Origin of the sequence: Pseudomonas sp. C9 (assembly GCF_002000165.1) — a bacterium.
In the GTDB taxonomy this organism is placed as follows: Bacteria; Pseudomonadota; Gammaproteobacteria; order Pseudomonadales; family Pseudomonadaceae; genus Aquipseudomonas.
In genome coordinates, this window is sequence record NZ_MPAK01000001.1 from 4118805 (window position 1) to 4142757 (window position 23953).

The 23953-nt window shown below is 58.7% G+C and carries 22 protein-coding genes; 15 read left to right on the forward strand and 7 right to left on the reverse strand.

What is annotated here, in order from left to right:
* Positions 1–56: 56 nt before the first annotated feature.
* The 3 genes from BMS17_RS19220 to flgA form a co-directional block, all read right to left on the reverse strand.
* A complete protein-coding gene (locus tag BMS17_RS19220) occupies positions 57–524 on the reverse strand; it encodes a flagella synthesis protein FlgN (protein ID WP_077431456.1) in 468 nt (155 codons plus the stop codon).
* Positions 525–572: 48 nt separating this feature from the next.
* Positions 573–899 (reverse strand): flagellar biosynthesis anti-sigma factor FlgM, encoded by a 327-nt coding sequence (gene flgM, locus BMS17_RS19225; RefSeq protein WP_046031551.1) that lies wholly within the window; start codon positions 897–899, stop codon positions 573–575.
* A gap of 167 nt (positions 900–1066) precedes the next feature.
* The gene (gene flgA / locus BMS17_RS19230) at positions 1067–1828 is read right to left on the reverse strand and encodes a flagellar basal body P-ring formation chaperone FlgA (RefSeq protein ID WP_077431458.1); all 762 of its coding nucleotides are present in this window, start codon (positions 1826–1828) and stop codon (positions 1067–1069) included.
* An 82-nt stretch (positions 1829–1910) separates the two neighbouring features.
* Here flgA and BMS17_RS19235 point away from each other — a divergent pair, with 82 nt between their 5' ends.
* From BMS17_RS19235 to flgE, 6 genes are all read left to right on the forward strand, one after another.
* Positions 1911–2843, forward strand: coding sequence for a chemotaxis protein CheV (locus BMS17_RS19235; RefSeq protein ID WP_077431459.1), 933 nt, complete (start codon positions 1911–1913; stop codon positions 2841–2843).
* 46 nt (positions 2844–2889) lie between these two features.
* Positions 2890–3717 (forward strand): protein-glutamate O-methyltransferase CheR, encoded by an 828-nt coding sequence (gene cheR, locus BMS17_RS19240; protein WP_010457158.1) that lies wholly within the window; start codon positions 2890–2892, stop codon positions 3715–3717.
* Positions 3718–4087: 370 nt separating this feature from the next.
* The gene (gene flgB / locus BMS17_RS19245) at positions 4088–4495 is read left to right on the forward strand and encodes a flagellar basal body rod protein FlgB (protein WP_046031554.1); all 408 of its coding nucleotides are present in this window, start codon (positions 4088–4090) and stop codon (positions 4493–4495) included.
* A gap of 3 nt (positions 4496–4498) precedes the next feature.
* Positions 4499–4942, forward strand: a complete 444-nt coding sequence (gene flgC, locus BMS17_RS19250) for a flagellar basal body rod protein FlgC (protein WP_046031555.1) — start codon at positions 4499–4501, stop codon at positions 4940–4942.
* Positions 4943–4957: 15 nt separating this feature from the next.
* Positions 4958–5683: a flagellar hook assembly protein FlgD gene (flgD, locus tag BMS17_RS19255; protein WP_046031556.1), complete on the forward strand. Its 726-nt coding sequence runs from the start codon at positions 4958–4960 to the stop codon at positions 5681–5683.
* Positions 5684–5714: 31 nt separating this feature from the next.
* Complete coding sequence (gene flgE / locus BMS17_RS19260) at positions 5715–7031, forward strand: flagellar hook protein FlgE (RefSeq protein ID WP_046031557.1); 1317 nt, start codon at positions 5715–5717, stop codon at positions 7029–7031.
* 288 nt (positions 7032–7319) lie between these two features.
* Here the strand turns inward: flgE and BMS17_RS19265 are convergent, their stop codons facing one another.
* Positions 7320–10214 carry a ribonucleoside-diphosphate reductase subunit alpha gene (locus tag BMS17_RS19265; RefSeq protein ID WP_077431460.1) on the reverse strand — a complete coding sequence of 965 codons (2895 nt, stop codon included), beginning with the start codon at positions 10212–10214 and terminating at the stop codon, positions 7320–7322.
* A gap of 735 nt (positions 10215–10949) precedes the next feature.
* Between BMS17_RS19265 and BMS17_RS19270 the strand changes: the two genes are divergently transcribed.
* Entirely contained in the window at positions 10950–11672 is a 723-nt protein-coding gene (locus BMS17_RS19270; protein ID WP_046031559.1) for a response regulator, read from the forward strand.
* Entirely contained in the window at positions 11669–13279 is a 1611-nt protein-coding gene (locus BMS17_RS19275; protein ID WP_077431462.1) for an ATP-binding protein, read from the forward strand. The genes BMS17_RS19270 and BMS17_RS19275 overlap by 4 nt, the downstream gene beginning before the upstream one ends.
* A gap of 129 nt (positions 13280–13408) precedes the next feature.
* Here the strand turns inward: BMS17_RS19275 and BMS17_RS19280 are convergent, their stop codons facing one another.
* Entirely contained in the window at positions 13409–14134 is a 726-nt protein-coding gene (locus BMS17_RS19280) for a 4'-phosphopantetheinyl transferase (RefSeq protein ID WP_046031561.1), read from the reverse strand.
* Positions 14135–14292: 158 nt separating this feature from the next.
* Entirely contained in the window at positions 14293–15084 is a 792-nt protein-coding gene (locus BMS17_RS19285) for a dienelactone hydrolase family protein (protein ID WP_077431464.1), read from the reverse strand.
* Between the two features lie 146 nt (positions 15085–15230).
* Between BMS17_RS19285 and BMS17_RS19290 the strand changes: the two genes are divergently transcribed.
* The 5 genes from BMS17_RS19290 to BMS17_RS30390 all read left to right on the forward strand — a co-directional run bounded on the left by BMS17_RS19290 (position 15231) and on the right by BMS17_RS30390 (position 21182).
* On the forward strand, positions 15231–15833 hold the full coding sequence (locus tag BMS17_RS19290; protein ID WP_046031563.1) for a membrane protein: 603 nt from the start codon (positions 15231–15233) through the stop codon (positions 15831–15833).
* 195 nt (positions 15834–16028) lie between these two features.
* Positions 16029–16706, forward strand: coding sequence for a response regulator transcription factor (locus BMS17_RS19295; RefSeq protein ID WP_046031564.1), 678 nt, complete (start codon positions 16029–16031; stop codon positions 16704–16706).
* A complete protein-coding gene (locus BMS17_RS19300) occupies positions 16703–18049 on the forward strand; it encodes an ATP-binding protein (RefSeq protein WP_046031565.1) in 1347 nt (448 codons plus the stop codon). The genes BMS17_RS19295 and BMS17_RS19300 overlap by 4 nt, the downstream gene beginning before the upstream one ends.
* Positions 18050–18533: 484 nt before the next feature.
* Positions 18534–18893 (forward strand): DUF6124 family protein, encoded by a 360-nt coding sequence (locus tag BMS17_RS19305; RefSeq protein WP_046031566.1) that lies wholly within the window; start codon positions 18534–18536, stop codon positions 18891–18893.
* Between the two features lie 228 nt (positions 18894–19121).
* Positions 19122–21182 carry a YncE family protein gene (locus tag BMS17_RS30390; RefSeq protein ID WP_175648980.1) on the forward strand — a complete coding sequence of 687 codons (2061 nt, stop codon included), beginning with the start codon at positions 19122–19124 and terminating at the stop codon, positions 21180–21182.
* A 54-nt stretch (positions 21183–21236) separates the two neighbouring features.
* Here BMS17_RS30390 and BMS17_RS19315 read toward each other — a convergent pair whose 3' ends face one another.
* Positions 21237–22235 carry an AraC family transcriptional regulator gene (locus BMS17_RS19315; RefSeq protein ID WP_046031567.1) on the reverse strand — a complete coding sequence of 333 codons (999 nt, stop codon included), beginning with the start codon at positions 22233–22235 and terminating at the stop codon, positions 21237–21239.
* A gap of 130 nt (positions 22236–22365) precedes the next feature.
* Between BMS17_RS19315 and BMS17_RS19320 the strand changes: the two genes are divergently transcribed.
* Entirely contained in the window at positions 22366–22563 is a 198-nt protein-coding gene (locus BMS17_RS19320) for a hypothetical protein (RefSeq protein ID WP_046031568.1), read from the forward strand.
* 11 nt (positions 22564–22574) lie between these two features.
* Positions 22575–23909: a dicarboxylate/amino acid:cation symporter gene (locus tag BMS17_RS19325; protein ID WP_046031569.1), complete on the forward strand. Its 1335-nt coding sequence runs from the start codon at positions 22575–22577 to the stop codon at positions 23907–23909.
* Positions 23910–23953 lie beyond the last annotated feature (44 nt).

A 23953-nucleotide genomic window follows, 5' to 3' on the forward strand; every position in this document is an offset into this window, starting at 1 on the left:
AGCCAGCATATTGCCAGCATGTGACGCGTCTTGATAGAGCGAGCTATTCAACAGAATCAAGCCTGACTGAGCGGGCGCGGCTTCGCTAATTTGGAGGTTGATCCGCGGGCATCGTAAAGCGCAGGTGGTTCGCCGCCGGTGAGGATCTTCAGCTGATTGGCCGTGGCGGCCTGTTGTATCAGGATCGACTGACCATTATTGACATTGATCGCCTGGCACTGAGCCAAAAGGTCTGTCAGGGCATCGCTCTGCGCCAGCAATTGCTCACCCACGCTCGACTGGCTGGCGAGTTGCTCCAGGCCTTGGCGATTGGTGGGCAGGTTGAGGCTGGCGAGGATTTCGCTGCGCTTGCGGCCATGCTGTTCGAGCAGAATGATCATTGCCTGTTTGCGCGCCAGAATGTCTTCGAGCAGCGGCATGTCGCGACCATGCAAGGCGAGGGACTCGGTTTGCAATAACTCCAGCAAGTGTTGCGCTGGAGCAAAGTCGTCGATGATCAGTTGCAGTAAATTAGTGTCGTGCATGACTGGCCTTGGGGTTTAAGCGTCCAAAAGCCTGGCGCAGGCCGTGGCCTAGCGCTGGGCTTCGAAGTTGAGCAGTTTGCTGGCTACACGGTTGCTGTCGACTTTATAGCTGCCATCGGCAATCGCTGCTTTCAACTCGGCCACGCGGGCGTTGTCGACGGCAGGTTGATCGCGCAGCTTGTCAGTGACCTTCTGCAACTGTTGAGCCTCATCGCTGAGGTGTACCGATTCCCCGATATTGGCGGTACTGGCCTGTTGAGCCGCCGTATTCAGCGGCGCGGATTTGCCGGCTTCGGCAGCTTCCTTGTTGGCGCTGGTACGCGTACTGCCGGGCAGTGGCGAGGAACTGTTCAAACGGCTGAAATCGATGACCATGATAAAAAACCTCTGGGTATTTGGACGCTTGCCATGTTTTCGGCTCTCCCTGCAAAAACTTTAGACCCATTTATCAATGAGCTTGCATGCGCCAGCGCATTTCCTGCGTGCGGCACAGTTTAGGGAACAGCCAGGCAGCGCGCCATAGCTTTACCAAACAGAGCGCCTTACATGGAGACCTCCACCTGTCCCGGCGCGATCACCTGCGCCTTGATAACCCGTTGGGAGTTAAGGTTTTTCACCCGGATCTGTTCACGCAAGCCGCCGTTCGACAGCGCTTCGCCCGGCATGCGCACACTGAGCGTACCGCTGCGAGCGGTAATCACCACCTGGTCGCCCTTGGTGATGACTTCGGCCTGTTCGAGGTGGACCAGCGTCAGGACCTGATCAGCGACCGTTGGTCGGGTTAGTTTCTGTCCGATCGTTTGATCCGTAGAGGTGAAGTAGCCCTGGCCGATCAGGCTGATGTCTCGTTCGCGCAGCATGACGTCGCCCGGCTCGATAAAGCCGGCTCGCTTGAGTGGCCGAGTGGTGGTGACGACGTCTCGAAACAGGCGGACTTGAGCGGGCACGAAGACCGTCCAGGGGGAAGTGCTGTCACAACGAACCTTGACCGTGACGCGACCAATCGGGATCGCCGGGCTCTCCAGCGTGGCTGTCAATTCCTTGTCGCACATGGGCATGCGCAGGCGTGGATCGAGCTGCTTGACCTCAATCTCATAACGACCTTCGGTTTGACTGGTCGCCAAATAGTCTTCTACGGTGAACTCAAGAAAGCCCTGAGTGACGCCGATAAGCATGTCAGGCAAGGTAACTGCGTCAGCAAGGGCAGGGCTGCCAGCGTTGAACAGGCAGACGGCAGACACCGCGCAAAGCACTTGGCGAGCGTGTGATGTCAGGCGTCGGAAAAATGTCGGTTCTGTGTTCATAAGAGTTAAAAAGCAAGCGCCGTGCCGTTTAGCAATTAACGTGCGTCGCAACACACTTAGGCGTTGGTGTAGGAGTCTGTGCATGGCTGGTGTAATGGATGCGGTAAACCAGCGCACGCAACTGGTAGGGCAGAATCGCCTGGAGCTGTTGTTGTTCCGTCTCGACGGCCAGCAGCTTTACGGGATCAACGTGTTCAAGGTTCGGGAGGTGCTGCAATGCCCCAAACTCACGCTGATGCCAAAATCCAGTCCTGTCGTGTGCGGTGTGGCAAACATCCGGGGGGCGACCATTCCGATTCTTGATCTGGCGATGGCGACCGGTTCCGGCGCGCTGAAAGATCAAAGCAATCCGTTCGTGATCATCACGGAGTACAACACCAAGACCCAGGGTTTCCTGGTGCGCTCGGTGGAACGCATCGTCAACATGAACTGGGAAGAGATTCACCCGCCGCCCAAGGGCACGGGGCGCGATCATTACCTGACGGCTGTGACTCGGGTCGACAATCAGTTAGTCGAAATCATCGACGTCGAGAAAATCCTCGCGGAAGTGGCCCCGACACCGGAAGTGATTTCGGTCGGCGTGGTGGATGTCGAAACCCAGCACAAGGCCTTGTCCTTGAAGGTCCTGACGGTCGATGACTCGTCGGTGGCACGCAAGCAGGTGACCCGTTGCCTGCAAACCGTCGGTGTCGAAGTGGTCGCGTTGAACGACGGCAAGCAAGCGCTGGACTATCTGAAAAAGCTGGTCGACGAAGGGAAAAAGCCGGAGGAAGAGTTCCTGATGATGATTTCCGACATCGAGATGCCGGAAATGGACGGGTACACCCTGACGGCCGAGATCCGCAACGACCCGCGCATGCAAAAGCTTCATATCATCCTGCATACTTCGTTGTCGGGTGTATTCAATCAGGCGATGGTCAAGAAAGTCGGTGCCGATGACTTCCTTGCCAAATTCCGTCCTGATGACCTGGCATCCCGGGTAGTCGACCGGATCAAAGCAGCAGATATCAGCTAGGGGCCTTCTGCCCCTGGTGGTTAACACGATTTAAGAGGCGGCATCATTGTCTACGGGTAATTTGGATTTCGAACAGTTCCGGGTGTTCCTGGAAAAAGCCTGTGGCATTTTGCTCGGTGAAAACAAGCAGTACCTGGTCTCGAGCCGTCTCAACAAACTGATGGAACAGCAAGGCATCAAATCCCTGGGTGAGCTGGTCCAGCGCATCCAGACCCAGCCGCGCAGCGGTTTGCGCGAAATGGTGGTGGATGCCATGACCACCAACGAAACCCTGTGGTTTCGTGACACCTATCCGTTTGAAGTCTTGAAGAACAAGGTATTGCCTGAAGCGATCAAGGCCGCTCCCGGTCAGCGTCTGCGGATCTGGTCGGCGGCGTGCTCGTCGGGTCAGGAACCGTACTCGCTGTCGATGTCCATCGATGAGTTCGAGCGCGTCAACATGGGCCAGTTGAAGATGGGGGCGCAGATTGTAGCCACCGACTTGTCCGGCACCATGCTGACCAACTGCAAGACCGGCGAGTACGACAGCCTGGCCATCGGCCGAGGCCTGTCGCCCGAGCGTCTTCAGCGTTACTTCGACCCAAAAGGGCCGGGACGCTGGGCGATCAAGGCGCCGATCAAGAGCCGGGTGGAGTTTCGCTCGTTCAACCTGCTGGACAGCTACGCGGCCCTTGGCAAATTCGACATCGTGTTCTGCCGCAACGTGCTGATCTACTTCTCCGCAGAGGTGAAGAAAGACATCCTGTTGCGCATTCACAGCACGCTCAAACCGGGCGGCTATTTGTTCCTCGGCGCGTCCGAAGCGCTGAACGGTTTGCCGGATCATTACCAGATGGTCCAGTGCAGCCCGGGGATCATTTACCAGGCGAAGTGATTGTTCACCGGCAATACAAGAACGGGAGTCCTCAGGGGCTCCCGTTTTTTTTTGCCTGATGATTTCCCACCAACACCGCTAACCCCTGTAGGAGCCGGGCTTGCCCGCGATGGCGGTATGTCAGTCAAATTAACTTTGTCAGATATACCGCCATCGCGGGCAAGCCCGGCTCCCACAGTGTATTTCGGTGTTCTGAAAACCGGTGATAAGCGGCAGAAAAGCGGCAGCCAGCGGAAACCGGTTGCCGCTTTTCTGGCATTGCCGCTTTGCCACCGCCCGCAAAGCCCCTGTTTTCGGGCTTTTTCGAATTGGCACGCCGCTTGCTATGTCTCTGGTTACGAAAAATCAGGTCACCCGAAGGTTTCCCGACATGAGCATCAGCTTCGATAAAGCGCTCGGTATCCACGAACAAGCCCTGGGCTTCCGCGCTCAGCGTGCCGAAGTCCTGGCCAACAACATCGCCAACGCCGACACCCCGAACTACAAGGCTCGGGATCTGGAATTCTCCAAAGTGCTCGCTGCACAGAACGAGAAAACCAAGAACGGCACCTTTGCCTTGAACATGACCAACAGCCGTCATATCGAAGCTGAAGGCCTGGGCAATGGCGACGAGTCGCTGATGTATCGCACGCCGATGCAGCCATCGATCGACCAGAACACCGTGGACGCCCAACTGGAACAGTCGAACTACGCGGAAAACGCGGTCGGCTTCCAGGCCAGCTTCACCCTGCTCAACAGCAAATTCAAAGGGCTGGTGTCAGCCCTGCGCGGAGAGTAAGTCATGTCTCTATCCAGTGTTTTCAACATTGCCGGTAGCGGCATGAGTGCTCAAACCACTCGCTTGAACACCGTGGCCTCGAACATCGCCAACGCCGAAACCGTCTCATCGAGCATCGACCAGACCTATCGCGCCCGTCACCCGGTATTCGCCACCATGTTCCAGGGCGGCCAGAGCGGCGGCAGCAACTCGCTGTTCCAGAGCCAGGACGCTGCGGGTCAAGGCGTGCAAGTGCTGGGCGTGGTCGAAGACCAGAGCAACCTTGAAGCGCGCTACGAGCCGAACCATCCGGCTGCCGATGCCAAGGGCTACGTCTACTACCCGAACGTCAACGTCGTCGAAGAAATGGCCGACATGATTTCCGCGAGTCGTTCGTTCCAGACCAACGCTGAAATGATGAACACCGCCAAAACCATGATGCAGAAGGTCCTGACTCTCGGTCAGTGATAAGGGGCGACTCAGATGAGTGTTATCGATACCACCAGTGGCGTGAGCCTCAAGGATGTCCTGGCCAACTCTTCGGTCAAGGCCAATAAATCCAGCAGCGATGGCCTGGCTGCCGCAACCGGCAGCGCCACGGGCAAGAAAGCGTTGGGCAAAGACGCGTTCCTGCAGTTGCTGGTGACCCAGCTGAAAAACCAGAACCCGTTGGAGCCGCAGGACAACGGCGCGTTCGTCGCGCAGTTGGCGCAGTTCAGCAGCCTGGAAGGTATCACCACGCTGAACGATACCGTCAGCGGCATTGCCGGCAACTACAACTCCTCGCAAGCGCTGCAAGCGTCTTCGCTGGTGGGGCGTTCGGTGGTTGCCCAGACCGATACCGCAGTGGTCGATACCTCCAAGAGTTTCAACGGTACGGCGGTCGTACCGGCTTCGACGAATCCGGTGACGATCAAGATCACGGATACCGATGGCAAAGTCGTTCGCACCATCGATCTTGGCAGCCAGCAGGCCGGCAACGCCGGTTTCATCTGGGACGGCAAGAACGATGCGGGCGAAGTGGCCAAGGCTGGCACTTACAAGTTTGCAGCTACCGCGACTTACGACAGCAAGGCGACCTCGCTGGTGACTTACCTGCCGGCAACCGTCAACAGCGTGACCATCAGCCAGACCGGCGGTGAGTTGATGCTGAACCTGGCAGGCCTGGGCAGTGTTGCCCTGTCCAAAGTACAGACCATTGGTATATAGAGCCGACTAACACGGCACAAAGGAGTGGAATATGTCTTTCAATATCGGCCTTAGCGGTCTCTATGCAGCCAACAAACAACTGGACGTAACCGGCAACAACATCGCCAACGTCGCGACCACCGGTTTCAAATCGTCCCGTGCAGAATTCGAAGACGTGTACTCGGCCACGCGCCTGGGTACCGGCAGCAAGACCGTCGGCAACGGCGTGCGTCTGGCCAACGTTTCCCAGCAGTTCGGCCAGGGCGACGTGAACAACACCGGCAACGTGTTGGACATGGGTATCCAGGGCAACGGTTTCTTCGTCATGAGCGACAACGGCTCGCTGAGTTACACCCGTGCCGGTGCGTTCAAGACTGACGCCCAGAACTACGTGGTCGACAACAACGGCCGCCGCTTGCAGGGTTTTGGCGTAGACGCCAACGGCAAGATCATCAACGGCGTGCTGACCGACCTGAAAATCGACACCTCGAGCCTGGCGCCGCACGCGACCACTCGTGTCGACCAGACGATGAACCTGAACTCCTCGGACCCACTGCCAACAGTGACCCCGTTCAACGTCAAAGACACCAACAGCTACAACAAGACCATTTCCACCCCTGTGTACGACACGCAGGGTAACCAGCACACGATGGATCAGTTTTACGTTAAAAATGCGGCGTCCAACTCCTGGACTGTTTACACCTACATGGACGGCCGTAGCCCAACCAACCCGCTGACTGAGCCACCGGTGCCGATCCAGGCTGATATCACCTTCAATCCAGATGGCACCATCAAGACGCTGACGGGCGGTGCTGGCTGGACGCAAACCGGTACCACCCTGACCATGACAGGCTGGAAGCCGGGCGTGATGGTTAACGCCAACACCAACCCGCCGACCTGGGCCCTGAACGGTTCGGACGCAGCCGCGGCCGGTATCGCGTTCGACATGACCAAAACCACTTCTTACGCTTCGCCAACCGCACGTACTGCGCAGTATCAGGACGGTTACGCGACCGGCCAGATTTCCAGCCTGACCATCGACGAAAGCGGTGTCATGACCGCCAACTTCACCAACCAGCAAACCAAGGCCATCGGCCAGGTAGCCATTGCCAGTTTCGCCAACGAACAAGGCCTGCAGCCAATCGGTGGTACTGCCTGGAAAGAAACCTTCGCTTCAGGCGTGCCTGGCATCGATGCACCGAAAACCGGTACGCTGGGTTCGGTTGTATCCAACTCCCTGGAAGAGTCCAACGTCAACCTGACCAACGAACTGGTTGACTTGATCAAGGCGCAGAGCAACTACCAGGCGAACGCCAAGACCATCTCCACCCAGAGCACCATCATGCAGACCATCATTCAGATGACTTGATGCCTGATTGCGCTGCATAAAGACCCCCTCGAAAGAGGGGTTTTTTATGGACGGGATTTGTCTCAGGTGCTGACATTTTGGTTGTCTGTATTGGCCTCATCGCGAGCAAGCTCGCTCCCACAGGGGACCGAGTTGGCCCGGAGGAATGCGATCAACTGTGGGAGCGGGCTTGCCCACGATTGGGTGGCACAGTCGACGCTTTACTTGAGCCAAAAGAAAACCCCCGATCAATCCAGAGGAGTGATCGGGGGTTTTCGAGTAGCGTCTTGCGACGCCTACCGGCTCAGCTTATTGGCAAGCTTCGCAATCCGGCTCGTCGATGGCGCAAGCCTTTGGCACTGGAGCAGGGCCGGCAGGTGCTGCCAGGACCGAATCTTCACCGTGGTTGCCGCCGCTGGAAACAGCGTTCAGCTTGCCGGTGTTGATGGTCGACTTCTCGGTGCTGGTCGCAGCCAGGGCACGGAGGTAGTAAGTGGTTTTCAGACCACGGTACCAGGCCATGCGGTAGGTCACGTCCAGCTTCTTGCCCGAAGCGCCAGCGATGTACAGGTTCAGCGATTGAGCCTGGTCGATCCACTTCTGACGACGGCTTGCCGCGTCAACGATCCACTTGGTGTCCACTTCGAATGCAGTCGCGTAGAGCTCTTTGAGTTCTTGCGGGATGCGCTCGATTTGCTGCACCGAACCGTCGTAGTACTTCAGGTCGTTGATCATGACCGAGTCCCACAGACCGCGAGCCTTCAGGTCGCGAACCAGGTACGGGTTGATCACGGTGAATTCGCCCGACAGGTTCGATTTCACGTAGAGGTTCTGGTAGGTCGGTTCGATCGACTGCGATACGCCAGTGATGTTGGCGATGGTCGCGGTCGGTGCGATGGCCATGATGTTGGAGTTACGAATGCCTTTCTGTACACGGGCGCGAACCGGTGCCCAGTCCAGGGATTCGTTCAGGTCAACGTCGATGTACTTCTGGCCACGCTGTTCGATCAGGATCTGTTGCGAATCCAGCGGCAGGATGCCTTTGGACCACAGCGAACCCTGGAATGTCTCGTAGGCGCCGCGCTCGTCAGCCAGGTCGCAGGAAGCCTGGATCGCGTAGTAGCTGACCGCTTCCATCGACTTGTCGGCGAACTCGACGGCAGCGTCGGAACCGTAAGGAATGTGCTGCAGGTACAGCGCATCCTGGAAGCCCATGATGCCCAGGCCGACCGGACGGTGCTTGAAGTTGGAGTTCTTCGCTTGTGGCACCGAGTAGTAGTTGATGTCGATCACGTTATCGAGCATGCGAACGGCGGTGTTCACGGTGCGTTCCAGCTTGGCGGTGTCCAGCTTGCCGTTGACGATGTGGTTCGGCAGGTTGATCGAGCCCAGGTTGCAAACGGCGATTTCGTCCTTGTTGGTGTTCAAGGTGATCTCGGTGCACAGGTTCGAGCTGTGAACCACGCCCACGTGCTGCTGCGGGCTACGCAGGTTGCACGGGTCTTTGAAGGTCAACCATGGGTGGCCGGTTTCAAACAGCATGGACAGCATTTTGCGCCACAGGTCTTTGGCCTGGATGGTCTTGAACAGTTTGACCTTGCCTGGGTATTCGGTCAGGGCTTCGTAGTACTCGTAACGCTCTTCGAAGGCTTTACCGGTCAGGTCGTGCAGGTCCGGTACTTCGGATGGCGAGAACAGGGTCCACTTGCCGTCATCGAAGACACGCTTCATGAACAGGTCAGGGATCCAGTTGGCGGTGTTCATGTCGTGGGTACGACGACGGTCATCACCGGTGTTCTTGCGCAGCTCGATGAACTCTTCGATGTCCATGTGCCAGGTTTCCAGGTAGGCACAGACAGCGCCTTTGCGCTTGCCACCCTGGTTAACGGCGACGGCGGTGTCGTTCACGACTTTCAGGAACGGAACAACGCCCTGGGACTTGCCGTTGGTGCCCTTGATGTACGAACCCAGTGCACGAACCGGAGTCCAGTCGTTGCCCAGGCCGCCGGCGAATTTCGACAACATGGCGTTGTCGTGGATCGCGTGGTAAATGCCCGACAGGTCATCCGGCACGGTGGTCAGGTAGCAGCTGGACAGCTGTGGACGCAGGGTACCGGCGTTGAACAGGGTCGGGGTCGACGACATGTAGTCGAAGGACGACAGCAGGTTGTAGAACTCGATCGCACGGTCTTCTTTGTGCTTCTCTTCGATCGCCAGGCCCATGGCCACGCGCATGAAGAAGATCTGCGGCAGTTCGAAGCGGATACCGTCCTTGTGGATGAAGTAACGGTCGTACAGGGTTTGCAGGCCCAGGTACGTGAACTGCTGATCGCGCTCGTGGTTGATGGCCTTGCCGAGTTTTTCCAGGTCGAAGGACGCGAGGACCGGGTTCAGCAATTCGTATTCGATACCCTTGGCGATGTAGGCAGGCAGGGCCTTGGCGTACAGGTCGACCATCTCGTGGTGGGTCGCGCTTTCGGCAACGTTGAGGAAGCTCAGGCCTTCGGCACGCAGGGTGTCCATCAGCAGGCGGGCGGTTACGAACGAGTAGTTCGGCTCACGCTCGACCAGGGTACGGGCGGTCATCACCAGGGCGGTGTTGACGTCGGTCAGGGCCACGCCGTCGTACAGGTTTTTCAGGGTTTCGCGCTGGATCAGGTCGCCGTCGACTTCTTCCAGGCCTTCGCACGCTTCGGTGACGATGGTGTTCAGGCGACCCATGTCCAGAGGGGCCAGGCTGCCATCGGCGCGGGTGATGCGGATCGACGGGTGAGCGTTGACGGCTTCTTCGGCCGGGGCGTGGGCGGCGCGTTGTTTCGAGCGACCGTCGCGGTAGATCACGTAGTCGCGGGCTACTTTCTGCTCGCCGGCACGCATCAGGGCCAGTTCAACCTGGTCCTGGATTTCTTCGATGTGGATGGTGCCGCCCGATGGCATGCGACGCTTGAAGGTCGCGGTGACTTGTTCGGTCAGGCGGGCCACGGTGTCATGGATTCGCGACGAGGCGGCAGCGGTGCCGCCTTCAACTGCGAGAAACGCTTTGGTGATGGCGACGGTGATCTTGTCATCGGTGTAAGGAACGACAGTGCCGTTACGCTTGATCACACGCAATTGACCCGGCGCGGTGGCGGACAGATCCGAAGTCGAATCAGCGGCCTGCGGCAAGGTACCCTGCGGGTTCTCGCGAGTTGTGTCGGTTTGCATGGGGGGTTGTCTCCACATTCTCTATGTTTGTTTGGGCACCATTACGGCGCCCACCGTTCTGTCCTGAAGCACTACAACCGACGTGGTGTCGGGCATAACAACTTCGGGACAGTAGGAAAAAGGCTAATGATGCCGCTTCCTTGCCGAAGTCTTTGGCCGCGAGCCTGGGCTCGAAGCCGGATTCCTTTCAAGGGTGCCAGTTATGACTGCAACACCCGTACCGTTTCGGCTGTTCTGGCCTGAAAAAACGGTGCCATCCGCACGTGCGGTTTGGTCTTGTAAAATCGTGCTTGGTTCAACCATAAACAGGCAATAAAGCGCTTGAGTTTCTGGTCTGAAATGTGGTTGGGCTTTTAAGCTAAAACCCTACATGTAGGGGTTTTTTGGCGCCGGGGTACAAGATAGTGCGTTTTTGGAGGTGTTGCAACGTACTGCCTGTGGATAAACCTGTGTGTAAATTGTGCGTGAAAGGTGGAACGAGCGTGTAGGCCGCGACCTAGCTGGATCGAGCCGTTTTTCATCGTTTTTCAACGATCGAAAACAGCCGTTTGGATTTTTAAGGGCGCGAACCCTATCACAAAAAACCGGGTTGTCCGAACGCATTTGCCGGCTTGTGTTCTCGGCGGGCGGCGTTTATACAATCGGCCAGTGTATAAGCATTCTTATCCTCCCCAATCATTACAAAAAGACGGGCGGATCCTTCCTTATTAGTGTTGTTGGCAAGCAGAGGTCACCGTGGAGCAAGAAGCCTGGCAGGTATTGATTGTGGAGGACGACCGGCGTCTGGCCGAACTGACCCGCGACTACCTGGAAGCCAATGGCCTGCGCGTCTCGATCGAGGGCAATGGTGCGCTGGCGGCGGCACGCATCATCAAGGAGAAACCGGACCTGGTGATCCTCGACCTGATGCTGCCCGGCGAAGACGGCCTGAGCATCTGCCGCAAAGTCCGCGACAAGTATGACGGGCCGATCCTGATGCTCACCGCCCGCACCGACGACACCGATCAGATCCTCGGTCTGGACCTCGGTGCCGACGACTACGTGTGCAAGCCGGTTCGTCCGCGTCTGTTGCTGGCGCGCATCCAGGCGCTGTTGCGCCGCAGTGAAGGCCCCGAAGCCTCCCCGGAAAAACAACGGCGCCTGCAGTTCGGCCCGCTGGTGGTGGACAACGCGTTGCGTGAAGCCTGGTTGCATGACAACGGCATCGAACTGACCAGCGCCGAGTTCGACCTGCTCTGGTTGTTGGTGGCCAACGCCGGGCGGATCCTGTCTCGCGAAGAGATTTTCACCGCGCTGCGCGGTATCGGCTATGACGGCCAGGACCGTTCCATCGATGTGCGGATCTCGCGCATCCGCCCGAAAATCGGCGATGACCCGGAACACCCGCGGCTGATCAAAACCATCCGCAGCAAGGGCTATCTGTTTGTGCCTGAAGCCTGTGTAGATCCGTCGCTGTGAATTCGATCTTCCTGCGCATTTATGGTGGCATGTGTGCGGCGCTGGTCCTGGTCGCCGTGCTGGGCGTGCTGGCGTTGCACTTGCTCAACGAAGTGCGCAGCGAGCAATACCGCGAGCGCCTGGCCCACGGTACGTTTTCGCTGATGGCCGACAACCTCAAGCCGATGAACGAAACCGAGCGCCACCGCGCCTTGCTGGTGTGGGAACGCTTGCTCGGCATTCCGTTGGCGCTGACCACATTTGCCCAGACCGACCTCGACCTCACTCAGCGCACCCGCGTGCTGCGCGGGCAGGCGCTGGTGGAACAGACCGGCCCGCATGCGGCGAAGGTCTACCGACTGGTCAACGACAAGGAACAGTTGGTGCTCACCGGCGAGGTTCAGCAGATCAGCGAGCAACTGGCCCGGGCCACTATTTATTTGCTGGTCGATGAACTGGTGCGCTACCCGGTGGCTGAACAGCCCGAACGGCTGGCGCTGTTGAAAGAAGACAAAGGGTTTGGGTTTGACCTGCGCCTGGTCAAGGTCGAGCAGGCGGACATGGACGAGGACCAGAGCCGTCGTGTGTCCGAGGGTGACACCGTGATGGCGCTGGGCAAGGGCGGCGACTCGATCCGCGTGTTTGCCGGCATGGTCGGTACACCGTGGGTGCTGGAGATTGGCCCGCTGTACCAGATGAATCCTTATCCGCCCGAATGGCTGGTGTTGATCGCCGCCCTCGGTTTGAGCCTGATTGGCCTGATCGTTTACTTGTTGGTGCGGCAACTGGAGCGCCGATTGCGCGGGCTGGAAGCGGCCGCCACGCGCATCGCCAAGGGTAGCCTGGAAACCCGCGTACCGGCGCGCGGTGCCGACTCGGTGGGGCGACTGGCCGCCGCCTTCAACGGCATGGCCGAGCACTTGCAGCAATTGCTGGCGATCCAGCGTGAACTGGTGCGCGCCGTGTCCCACGAGTTGCGCACACCGGTGGCGCGCCTGCGTTTCGGCCTGGAGATGATCGGTTCGGCCACCACGCCACAGCAGCTGGAAAAATACTGCGAGGGCATGGATCACGACATCGAGGACCTCGACAAACTGGTCGACGAGATGCTGACCTACGCGCGGCTGGAGCAGGGCTCGCCGGCGCTGAATTTCCAGCGGATCGATCTGGATGCGTTGGTCAATCAAGTGATCGAAGAACTGGCGCCGTTACGCGCCGAGGTCACGGTGCAGCGCGGCTTGTGTTTGTCGGCCGCCGATTGCGACGACGCCTGGGTCGAGGCCGAACCGCGTTACTTGCATCGGGCCCTTCAGAACCTGGTCAGCAACGCCATGCGTCACGCCCACTCACGGGTGACCGTCAGTTATCAGGTGGGGCAGCAGCGTTGTCGGGTGGACGTCGAGGATGACGGGCCGGGGGTGCCGGAGTTGGCCTGGGAGCGAATTTTCACGCCGTTCCTGCGTCTTGATGACAGCCGTACCCGCGCCTCGGGCGGGCATGGATTGGGGTTGTCGATCGTGCGGCGGATTATCCATTGGCATGACGGGCGGGCGTTGATCAGCCAGAGTAAAAGCCTGGGTGGGGCGTGTTTCAGCCTGAGTTGGCCGCGCAATCAGGAGAAGCGTTGAGAGTTGTGGTGATAGTCAGGCCGCCATCGCGAGCAAGCTCGGCTCCTACAGGTGATCTTTGGTGTGTCAGAGATCCAATGTGGGAGCCGAGCTTGCTCGCGATGAGGCCAGTACAAACCCTGCAATTCTTCAGGCCTTGATACTGACCAGGCTCAACAACTGCCCATCCATCACCCCGAACTGCGCCTCAAGCTCCGTGCCATTGCGCCACTCGGCGGACAGGTCCGTCAGCATCCGCAACCGCACCTCACCGGCCTCGGTCCACTCCAGCACCTCGGCATGTTCAAAATAAAAGCGCTGCTGGACAATCGGGTACAGCGCCTTGAACAGACTTTCTTTTACCGAAAACGTCAGCGTCACCAGCAGTGCGAGGTCATCGCGACAACCGGCTGCCATGCGCTGCAACTCCGGCGGCGTGAGAATTTCCCCTGCCAGACGTTCGGCCCGGTCTGGGTTGAGCAGGTTTTCCAGGTCCATCCCCAAGCCGCGCCAATCAGTTTTTTTCGCGACGATGGCGGCCGCCCGGCCAGTGCTGTGGGTGATCGAGCCGGCGATGTGCACCGGCCAAACCGGCGCCCGGTCTTCGCCGATGGCCGGGCTGACACTCAGGCCTTCCAATTGTTGCAACGCCGCCCGGGCGCAGACTCGCCCAGCCAGAAATTCCGCCTGACGCTTGGCGACCGAACGCTGAATGCTCGCGGGCGGCTCAATGGCGCTGCGCTGGAAATCATCGCTGGCCAGTTGCGAACTATCAAAGCGGGTGCTCAGCAGCACCGTATTGGGCAGCACAAACGGCAGCGGCCAACGGGCGTCGAGCGGGGTGCAGCAAACGGGGAGGGCGGGGACGGAGTTCATGTCGGCATTTTGCCGGGTTGCCTTCTGGCTGGGTAGTAGCAAGATCGTTCCTACGCTCTGCGTGGGAATGCATCCAGTGACGCTCTGCGTCACATTCGCGAGGGACGCGCAGCATCCCGGGCTGCATTCCCACGGGGACCGTGGGAACGATCGCTGCGCTAACCAAATATCTTTTTGAAAAACGCCTGCATATCCGCCCAGGACTGTTCATCCGCCGCCTTGCTGTAGCCGATGTCCGGCCCGCCATGATCGCCGTGGCTCAGACGATCCGCATCAGGATTACTGAACCCATGCTTGGCGCCCTCAAGTCTGACGAACGTGTAGTCGGCGCCGGCCTTGTCCATTTCAGCCTTGAACGCGGCCACGTTATCCGGCGTGACCATGCTGTCCATCGCCCCATGCTCGACCAGGATTTTTGCCTTCACATTGCCCGGCGTCGCCGGTGACTGGGTGGCCAGCGCACCGTGGAAACTCACCACGCCCGCCAGTGGCACGCCCCGGCGAGCCGCATTGAGCACCACGCCGCCACCGAAGCAGTAGCCGATGGCGGCGATTTTATCCGGATTGGTCTGTGGCTGTTTCTTCAGCAAATCGAGCCCGGCCTGGAAGCGCGCGCTGGACGCGGCACTGTCTTTCAACGCGGCTTGCATGAAGGCCATGGCGTCCTTTGGATGTTCGGTGTTCTTGCCATCGCCATACATGTCGATGGCCAGAGCGCTGTAACCCAGGCCGGCCAGATCACGGGCGCGGCGCTTGGTGTAGTCGTTGAGCCCCCACCATTCGTGCACCACCACCACGCCTGGACGCGGGCCTTTGATGGCGTCGTCGTAGGCGTAGTAGCCAATCAGTTTTGTACCGTCGGCACTTTGGTAGGGAATCTCTTGAGTCTTGATGGCGGCTTGGCTGAACCCGCTCAAGGCCAGTAATACGAGGGCGAGGAAAACGCGCATGGTCGAATCTCCTGCAAAAAGTCAGCAAAACAGCTGGGTGGATTTGATTCAGCTCAGGTTCAGTGTGCGTTCAGGGGGAGTTCAGGGCGGGGTGGGTAACCTTGCCCCGTACCCAAAAAGCAAATAGCGCATGAGGAAACTCCCCAATGACTACTTTCAAAAAACTGCTTCTGGCCTTCGCCGTGATGGGCGCCAGTACCGCGGCTATGGCGACCGACGATAATTTCGCCAGCCTTACTCTTGGACAGACCAGCGACAAAGTCAAAAAATCCCACGCCCTGAACGACAACCTCAACCATCCGAACGCCGACGGCGTGATCGGCAAGGACACCACTTATGGTGTGCGTCTGGGCAAGCAAAACAGCGAGGGCCGCTACTACGCCACTTACGACAACGTGTCGGGCTCGCACAATGGCATTAAACTGCGCCAGGAAAACCTGCTGGGCAGCTACGATCTGTTCTACCCGGTGGGCGGCAGCACCAAATTGTTTGGCGGTGCCACGGCCGGTTTGACCAAGATGACGCAGGAGTCACCAGGCTTCAGCCGCGACAGTGACATCGGTTACGCGATTGGCGGCCAGGTCGGTGTGTTGCAACAGGTTTCGCAAAACACCTCGGTTGAACTGGGTTACCGTTACCTGCGCAGCAACGCCAGCACCGAGATGAGCGAGCGCGGCGGCAGCAAACAGGGTTCGCTGGACCTGACCAGCAGCGCCCAGACTTACCTGTCGGCAAACTACGCTTTCTGAACAGGTTGTGGGCATGTGCCAATGCCTTCAGATAAGCGAACCCCCTGTGGGAGCGGGCTTGCCCGCGATAGCGGCGGCACATTCACTATTGATGTGTCAGCCAGATCGCTATCGCGGGCAAGCCCGCTCCCACAGGTTCTGCGGCCTGACTGAAAACTGTGCTGTTGGAGATAACGATTTGCCTGGGAGAGCGTTATGAAACTGTTGGTCGTCGAAGATGAAGCGCTGTTGCGCCATCACCTGCAAACCCGCCTGACGGAAAGTGGCCATGTGGTCGAGTCCGTGGCCAATGGCGAAGAGGCGCTGTACCAGACCGGGCAGTTCAACCATGACCTGGCGGTGATCGACCTCGGCCTGCCAGGCATGAGCGGGCTCGATTTGATCCGCCAACTGCGCGCACGGGGCAAGACCTTTCCGATCCTGATCCTGACCGCGCGCGGCAACTGGCAGGACAAGGTCGAAGGCCTCGCCGCCGGGGCTGATGACTATGTGGTCAAGCCGTTCCAGTTCGAAGAACTCGACGCCCGGTTGAATGCCTTGTTGCGCCGCTCCAGCGGTTTCACCCAGTCGACCATCGTTGCCGGGCCACTGCTGCTGGACCTCAATCGCAAACAAGCCTCTCTTGATGATCAGCCGCTGGCGCTGACCGCGTATGAGTACCGGATCCTCGAGTACCTCATGCGTCATCACCAACAAGTGGTGGCCAAGGACCGCTTGATGGAACAGCTCTACCCGGATGACGACGAGCGCGATCCGAACGTGATCGAAGTGCTGGTCGGCCGTCTGCGCCGTAAACTCGAAGGCCCGGCCGGCTTCAAACCGATCGACACCGTGCGTGGCCTCGGCTACCTCTTCAATGAGCGCTGCACTTGATCCGTTCCCTTCGCGTCCGGTTGATGCTCGCCGCCACCCTGTTGGCGGTGTTGTTCATGCTGGCATTGCTGCCGGCGATGCAGGGCGCGTTCAGTCTGGCGTTGCAAGATTCCATCGAGCAACGTCTGGCGTCGGACGTCAACACGCTGATTTCCGCCGCACGGGTGGAAAACAACACCCTGCAAATGCCGGAGCAGTTGCCGGATGAGCGCTTCAACCTGACGGACAGCCGTTTGCTCGGCTACATCTTTGACCGCGATGCTCACCTGGTCTGGCGTTCGAAGGGCACCGGGCAGGAGATGATCAACTACAAACCGCGTTACGACGGACGTGGTAATGAGTTCGCGCGTATCCGCGAGGCCAGTGGCCAAGAGTTCTTCGTCTATGACGTCGAAGTCAAACTGCTCAGCGGCAAAAGCGCTGCGTTCAGCATCGTCGCCCTGCAACCGGTGAGCGAATACGAAACCACCGTCGAAGGTCTGCGCGAAAACCTTTACCTCGGTTTCGGCGCGGCGTTGTTGGTGCTGCTGGCGTTGCTGTGGATCGGCCTGACTTGGGGCTTGCAGGCGTTGCGCCGGCTCAGTCAGGAACTCGACGAAATCGAAAGCGGCGCCCGTGAAAGCCTCAGCGAACAGCACCCGCGTGAACTGTTGCGCCTGACCGGCTCCCTCAACCGCTTGCTGCACAGCGAGCGCGAACAGCGCAGCCGCTACCGCGACTCCCTCGACGACCTGGCCCACAGCCTGAAAACCCCGTTGACCGTGCTGCAAGGCGTCAGCGAAGACATGGCCCAGCGCCCGGAAAACCGCGAACAGGCCAGGGTTCTGCAAACCCAGATTGAGCGCATGAGCCAACAAATCAGCTATCAACTGCAACGCGCCAGCCTGCGCAAAAGCGGTCTGGTGCGCCATCAGGTGCGCCTGCAACCGGTGCTCAAAAGCCTGTGCGACACACTGGACAAGGTCTATCGCGACAAGCGCGTGCGGGTCGCTTTCGATCTGCCAGACCCATGTGATGTGCCGATCGAGCAAGGCGCCTTGCTGGAAATGATGGGCAACCTGTTGGAAAACGCGTATCGGCTGTGTCTGGGTGAAGTGCGCATCAGCGTGCGTGAAACCCTGAGCGGCGTTGAGTTGTGCGTCGAAGACGACGGCCCGGGTGTGCCGATGGATCAGCGCGCACGGATTCTCGAACGCGGCGAGCGGCTGGACCGTCAGCACCCTGGGCAGGGGATCGGGCTGGCGGTGGTCAAGGACATTATCGAAAGCTACAGCGCGAAGCTGACGCTGGGGGATTCGCCAATGGGCGGTGCGGCGTTCCGGATTCATTTTCCGGTGGTTTAGTGGTTGGCATTGCGGGCCCCATCGCGGGCAAGCCCGCTCCCACAGGTATCTTTGGTGAGCTCGCTATCTGTGAGCGATGAAGTTAATTGTGGGAGCGGGCTTGCCCGCGATGAGGCCCGAGCATCAAACACAAAACTGACAGATGCTCTGTAATAAACGGAGCTGTTTAAAAGACACCTCCAGACACTCTCTCAGGCTACACATCCTTGCGCCGCTGCCTACGACTACGCCAGAATCCGCCGGCTTGTGCGTCTAGGGCGTGGGTTCTATCGTTTGCGGGTCGCTGACGAATCAGCGATCGGGTTTAGCGATCCGATCCCCTACACAGACGCAAAGCTGCAGTTCGCGTAATGGCGGCTGTGCGTGGGAGACCTTCGAGGTCTACCCGGGGTTTCTGTGTCCCGGATCGCTAACCTGCGTACAGCCGCCACCTTTACTTGTTTAGCGATAGGTCGTGGCGGCTCAACCAACCACGGAGCTTCACATGTTCAAGATCACGCCCAACCCGCCCGAAACCGACGACGTTTCCCCCTACGAAACCCCCGACTCCAAAAAACTCAACAAAGCCGCCGACCGCGCCCTCGATTACTACCTCAAACCGGTCATTCCCAAAGACACCCCGCGCAAACCCAGCACCATCTACTTCGTCGGGGTCGACACCCATGATGAAACCCTGCTGGTCAGCGCCTGTGAAACCATGGCGTCGGCGAGTGTGATGCTCAATGAATTTGCGGGGCAGGTAGAGGGAACCCAGCGCAACACGGTGCTGGGGATTGCTCAGGTTGTGATGCTTGGGGAGTTGGCGGTGAACCGGATGCTGGATAACCTCGATCCACAAGGCTAGCCAGAAAAAGCAAAATCAAAAGATCGCAGCCTTCGGCAGCTCACAGGCGATTGCATTCCAAATGGGGAGTTGCCGCAGGCTGCGATCCTTTGATCTTCATGTTCGACTACCGTCCGTCGGAGACAGCCGCTGACCTGTTAGTTCTTACAGTAGTCAGCAAGGAGGCTTGGGTGTCTGATCCTTTTTGTCCAGGTGCATTGCACGCCTGTCCAGCAAGGAGCAAGTCCGATGACAAGCGATCAGCCAAACGCAGAGATTCTCATCAATTACCCACTGAAATTTTCCGGAGCTACCGCCGGCGTGATCGTCACTCCGCCACCGCCTGCCGATGTGCCGGTCGAGGGGCTGCCGCAGGCCAGTTTCAAAGTGGTCACACGGCGCGATGGCAGCCGGGAAGGGGCGGTGCTGGCAGTGGTTGATCCACCGCAGGGAGGCCTCTATCTCAATATTGCCCTTTATATGCAGGGCCCAGGCGATTCGCAGCCACAACTGCTCGAGCGTAAACCGGTGGCGCCGGCCGAGCAGAATGATGGGGTGTATTTCGACGTGTACCAGTCATTGTTCACTGACGGGGTGCACGTCTTTACTTATGAGGTGGAGCGCTCCAGTGGCAACAGCGGTCCCTCCACGGAGTCGTGGGCTCTCTACCATCGCGACCTGCCCGGCGAAAACGGAGTGCCAGGTAGCGGGGATCACCCCTACCTTTTCATTAGCTTGCCGGCGGAGTTGGGCGACCCGCCGCAGATCGGCAAAGACGAAGTGGACAACGGTGTCGTGTGCACGTTGTTCTACCCGTTCCTGAGGGCTTATGACCGGATTACCCTGGAACTCAATCGCGAACGGTTCTACTTCAACGTGCAACCCGGGGTTGACGATCAGCCTTACGAAATAATCATTACCCGAGCCATGTTCGAACAGGCCGGCAGCAATCCCAGGTTTGCAATTTCTTACACGGTGGTCGATCAGGTGAACAACCCGACGGACAAGCGGCGGTGGTCGCGGACGATTGAGGCGAATGTCGATACAGAGCGTGTCTTTCTGACGGCGCCGGATCTGAGTGAAGACCCTGATGACTCTGCGGATGATCCTGGCACCATCGATCTGGGCAAAGTGAAAGACTTTCTCTACGTACAGGTTCACGTGTTCAAGCCACTCTGGGCAGAAGGCGACGTGGTCAGGGTCAATTACACTTGTACGCCGCAAACCGGGCCTGCGGTGACGCACAGTGCCGAGGAGTCCGTCGGGCGATTGCCTTTCACGCACAAACTGAAGGTGCCTGTGGACAAGGTTCTGCTCGACAGCCGGGTGTCGGCGTTTTATGAGCAGGTCCGTGGGAGCGATGTGCTTGCCACCTCGTTTACCGCAACGGCTCAAGTGTTTGGCAGGGCGACAGGGCCGGTGGGAAACATCAATCTGGGGCTTACGCAAAGAGCCAATGGCATCAGCCCGGACGGGTTACGCGTTTATGTCGGGCACGTCGGGGCGATATCAGTGATCGACACCACGACCAATCGACGGACGGACACTATTGTCACCCCCAACACAAACTTTTTTATGGGCTTCGTCTTTACCCCCGATGGAACCAAAATGTACGGAGCTGCCTATGGGACGAATGAAATTCTGGTCATTGATACCGGATCGAACAGGTTGATCAAACGCATCGCGGCTGGAGGGCCTCCGCACTCGATTGTCATGACCCCGGATGGGAGGCGGGTCATTTTTCATTACGTCAGCTCTGTCAACGGGGCAGTCAGGGTGATCGATACGGGGTTGGACCAAATCATCAGTACCTTTCCTACCGGGAGCGACACCAGCGGTGGTGCAATCAGCCCGGATGGACAGCGTTTCTACTACCTCGAATACAAAAATCGGAATCTGGTTGCCATGGATCCAGCCACTGGCCGTCGGCTGAGTGCCAGTGCCATGCCGAACTACCGGGGACAGGTTTACGTGAGCCCGGATGGCCTGCGGCTTTATCTTCCTTCGTACAATGACACCTCCTTCGCTTTACTTGAGGTGGAGGCCAGCACCCTGAAATTGGTTCGTACCTTCAACCACCCCTACCCAGCTGATCAATACACGGCGGCACTCAATCCCGAGGGTTCACGGTTATATCTGTGCGGTTGGGGACTGCGCAACAATCTGATATTGGATACGGCTTCGGGAGCAATCATTCACGCCTTTCCATCTGGGGTTGCTCCTTGGGGAGTATCTTGCACACGTGATGGCAAGCGTCTGTATGTCTGTAATGCGGGAAGCAATTTCGTGACGGTGGTAGCCGCTGATTGAAGGTGCTTATTGCATTGGACAAAAGCCAAGGTACAGGGGCATTGAGCTTGGCACTCACTGCTCCTGCGCGCGATAGGCGCCGGGTGTCAGCCCCGTCCACTTCTTGAACGCCCGGTGAAACGCCGACGGTTCTGAAAACCCCAACTGTTCAGCAATCTGCTGCAACGATAAATCCGCGCGCCCCAAGTGATAAATCGCAATGTCGCGCCTTAGCTGGTCCTTCAATTCCTGAAAACTCGTGCCTTCCTCACGCAAGTGCCGGCGCAACGTCTGCGGGCTGATGTGCATATGCGCGGCCACGGCGTCGAGGTCCGGCCAGCGTGCGCTGTCGCGGCTGAGCAAGCGGCGCAACTGGCTGCTCAGGCTGTCGCCGTCATCCGGGCGCGAGAGCAGGTCGGCGGGGGAGTGTTCGAGGAAATGTTTGAGCGTCCGTTCGTCCTGCAACAGCGGCATGTTCAGGTAGCGACTGTGAAACAGCAGGCTGCTCTGGGTCGCAGAAAATTCGAGTGGGCAAGAGAACAACAAGTCGTATTCCGCGCCGTGCTCGGGCCTCGGGTAACTGAAGGTCGCCTGCTCCAGGCGAATGCGTTGGCCGATCATCCAGCTGCCCAGCCGATGCCAGACCAACAGTTGGCTTTCGGTGAGAAAATGGTCCGGGTCCTGGAGCTTCGAATCATCGAGGCACAGGCGGATCAGGTCGCCTTCATGGGTCAGGCTCAGACGCGGACTGCCGGGGAATAAGCTATAAAACAATAAGCCGCGATGCAGCGCTTTTTCCAGATTGCGGCAGTGGATCACCGCATGGCACATCATCGCGAAGCTCCCGGTTTTGCTCGGAGCGGGCCCGAATCCCAGGTATTCGTCGTCCAGGGCCTGCCACAAACCCTGGATCAATCGGGTGAATTGTTCAGGCGCAAGTCGCGCACGTGGCTCGTCCAGCAACTCGAGGCTGATGCCCAGTTGCTGTAACAGGTCTGAACAGTCGACACCCAGCCGGCGCGCGCCACCGAGGGCGGCGCGGGCGAAATGACTGGCGATGGTGCGTTCGCGCATAAGCAGGCAAGTCCGTCCATTGAGCGACGGATGGTAGCCGTGGTGGCTGGCAACGGACAAGGCGGATATCCGCCAAATTGTAGGACGAGGTTTGGCCGATGGGCGGAAACCCGCCACATTGTGCGAGCCGATGGATGACCACGACAAACCTGCAACCCTTGATGTCAAAAGGCTTGCCGGTGATTTTGTGAAGGTGGCACGGGCCTTGCGATACAACGAGCAGAAGCTTGCCTTCGCGCAGCTCGAAAACAAATCCCTCCAGAAGCAGGAGGGTTCGCAATTCAGGTGTCGTGGACAACAGATGGATGTTGTCACCGGGCACTCTTGAGGAACTTTGCAATGACGACTCGTCAGCCACTGTACAAATCCCTGTATTTCCAGGTGATCGTTGCAATTGTTATCGGTATCGCGCTCGGTCACTTCTACCCACAAGTTGGTGTGGCGGTTAAACCACTGGGTGACGGGTTCATCAAACTGATCAAAATGATCATCGCCCCGATCATCTTCTGCACCGTCGTCAGCGGTATTGCGGGCATGCAGAACATGAAGTCGGTCGGCAAGACCGGCGGTTACGCGCTGCTCTACTTCGAAATCGTTTCGACCATCGCTTTGCTGGTCGGTCTGCTGGTGGTCAACATAGTCCAGCCGGGCAACGGCATGCACATCGACGTGGCCACGCTGGATGCTTCCAAAGTCGCTCAATACGTCGCCGCGGGTGCGGATCAAAGCGTCGTCGGCTTCCTGTTGAATGTGATCCCGTCGACCATCGTCGGCGCGTTCGCCACGGGCGATATCCTGCAAGTGCTGATGTTCTCGGTGATCTTTGGTTTCGCCCTGCATCGCCTGGGTGCCTACGGCAAGCCGATCCTGGACTTCATCGATCGCTTCGCCCACGTGATGTTCAACATCATCAACATGATCATGAAGCTCGCGCCAATCGGTGCCTTCGGTGCCATGGCGTTCACCATCGGTGCCTACGGTGTGGGTTCGCTGGTGCAACTGGGTCAGTTGATGGCGTGCTTCTACATCACTTGCGTGCTGTTCATCCTGGTTGTGCTGGGCGGTATCGCTCGCGCTCACGGTTTCAGCGTGCTGAAAGTGATTCGCTACATTCGTGAAGAACTGCTGATTGTGCTGGGTACTTCCTCGTCGGAATCGGTACTGCCACGCATGCTGATCAAGATGGAACGTCTGGGCGCGAAGAAGTCGGTAGTGGGTCTGGTGATCCCGACCGGTTACTCGTTCAACCTCGACGGTACGGCGATCTACCTGACCATGGCGGCCGTGTTCATCGCTCAAGCGACCGACACCCACATGGACATCACCCATCAGATCACCTTGCTGGTGGTGTTGCTGCTGTCCTCCAAAGGCGCTGCTGGCGTAACCGGCAGTGGCTTCATTGTGTTGGCGGCGACCTTGTCCGCTGTTGGCCACCTGCCGGTTGCCGGCCTGGCGCTGATCCTCGGTATCGACCGCTTCATGTCTGAAGCCCGCGCCCTGACCAACCTGGTGGGTAACGCTGTGGCCACCCTGGTCGTGGCCAAGTGGGTTAAAGAACTGGACACCGACGTGATGAACGCTGAACTGGCGTCTGGCGGTCGCGGTATCGCTGATACCCGTCCTGAAGATGACCTGGGCGTGGCCGAAGGCCCTACCCCAAGCAACGTCAAGTAACCCTCGCTGCACTGAAAAACCCGCTTCGGCGGGTTTTTTCTTGC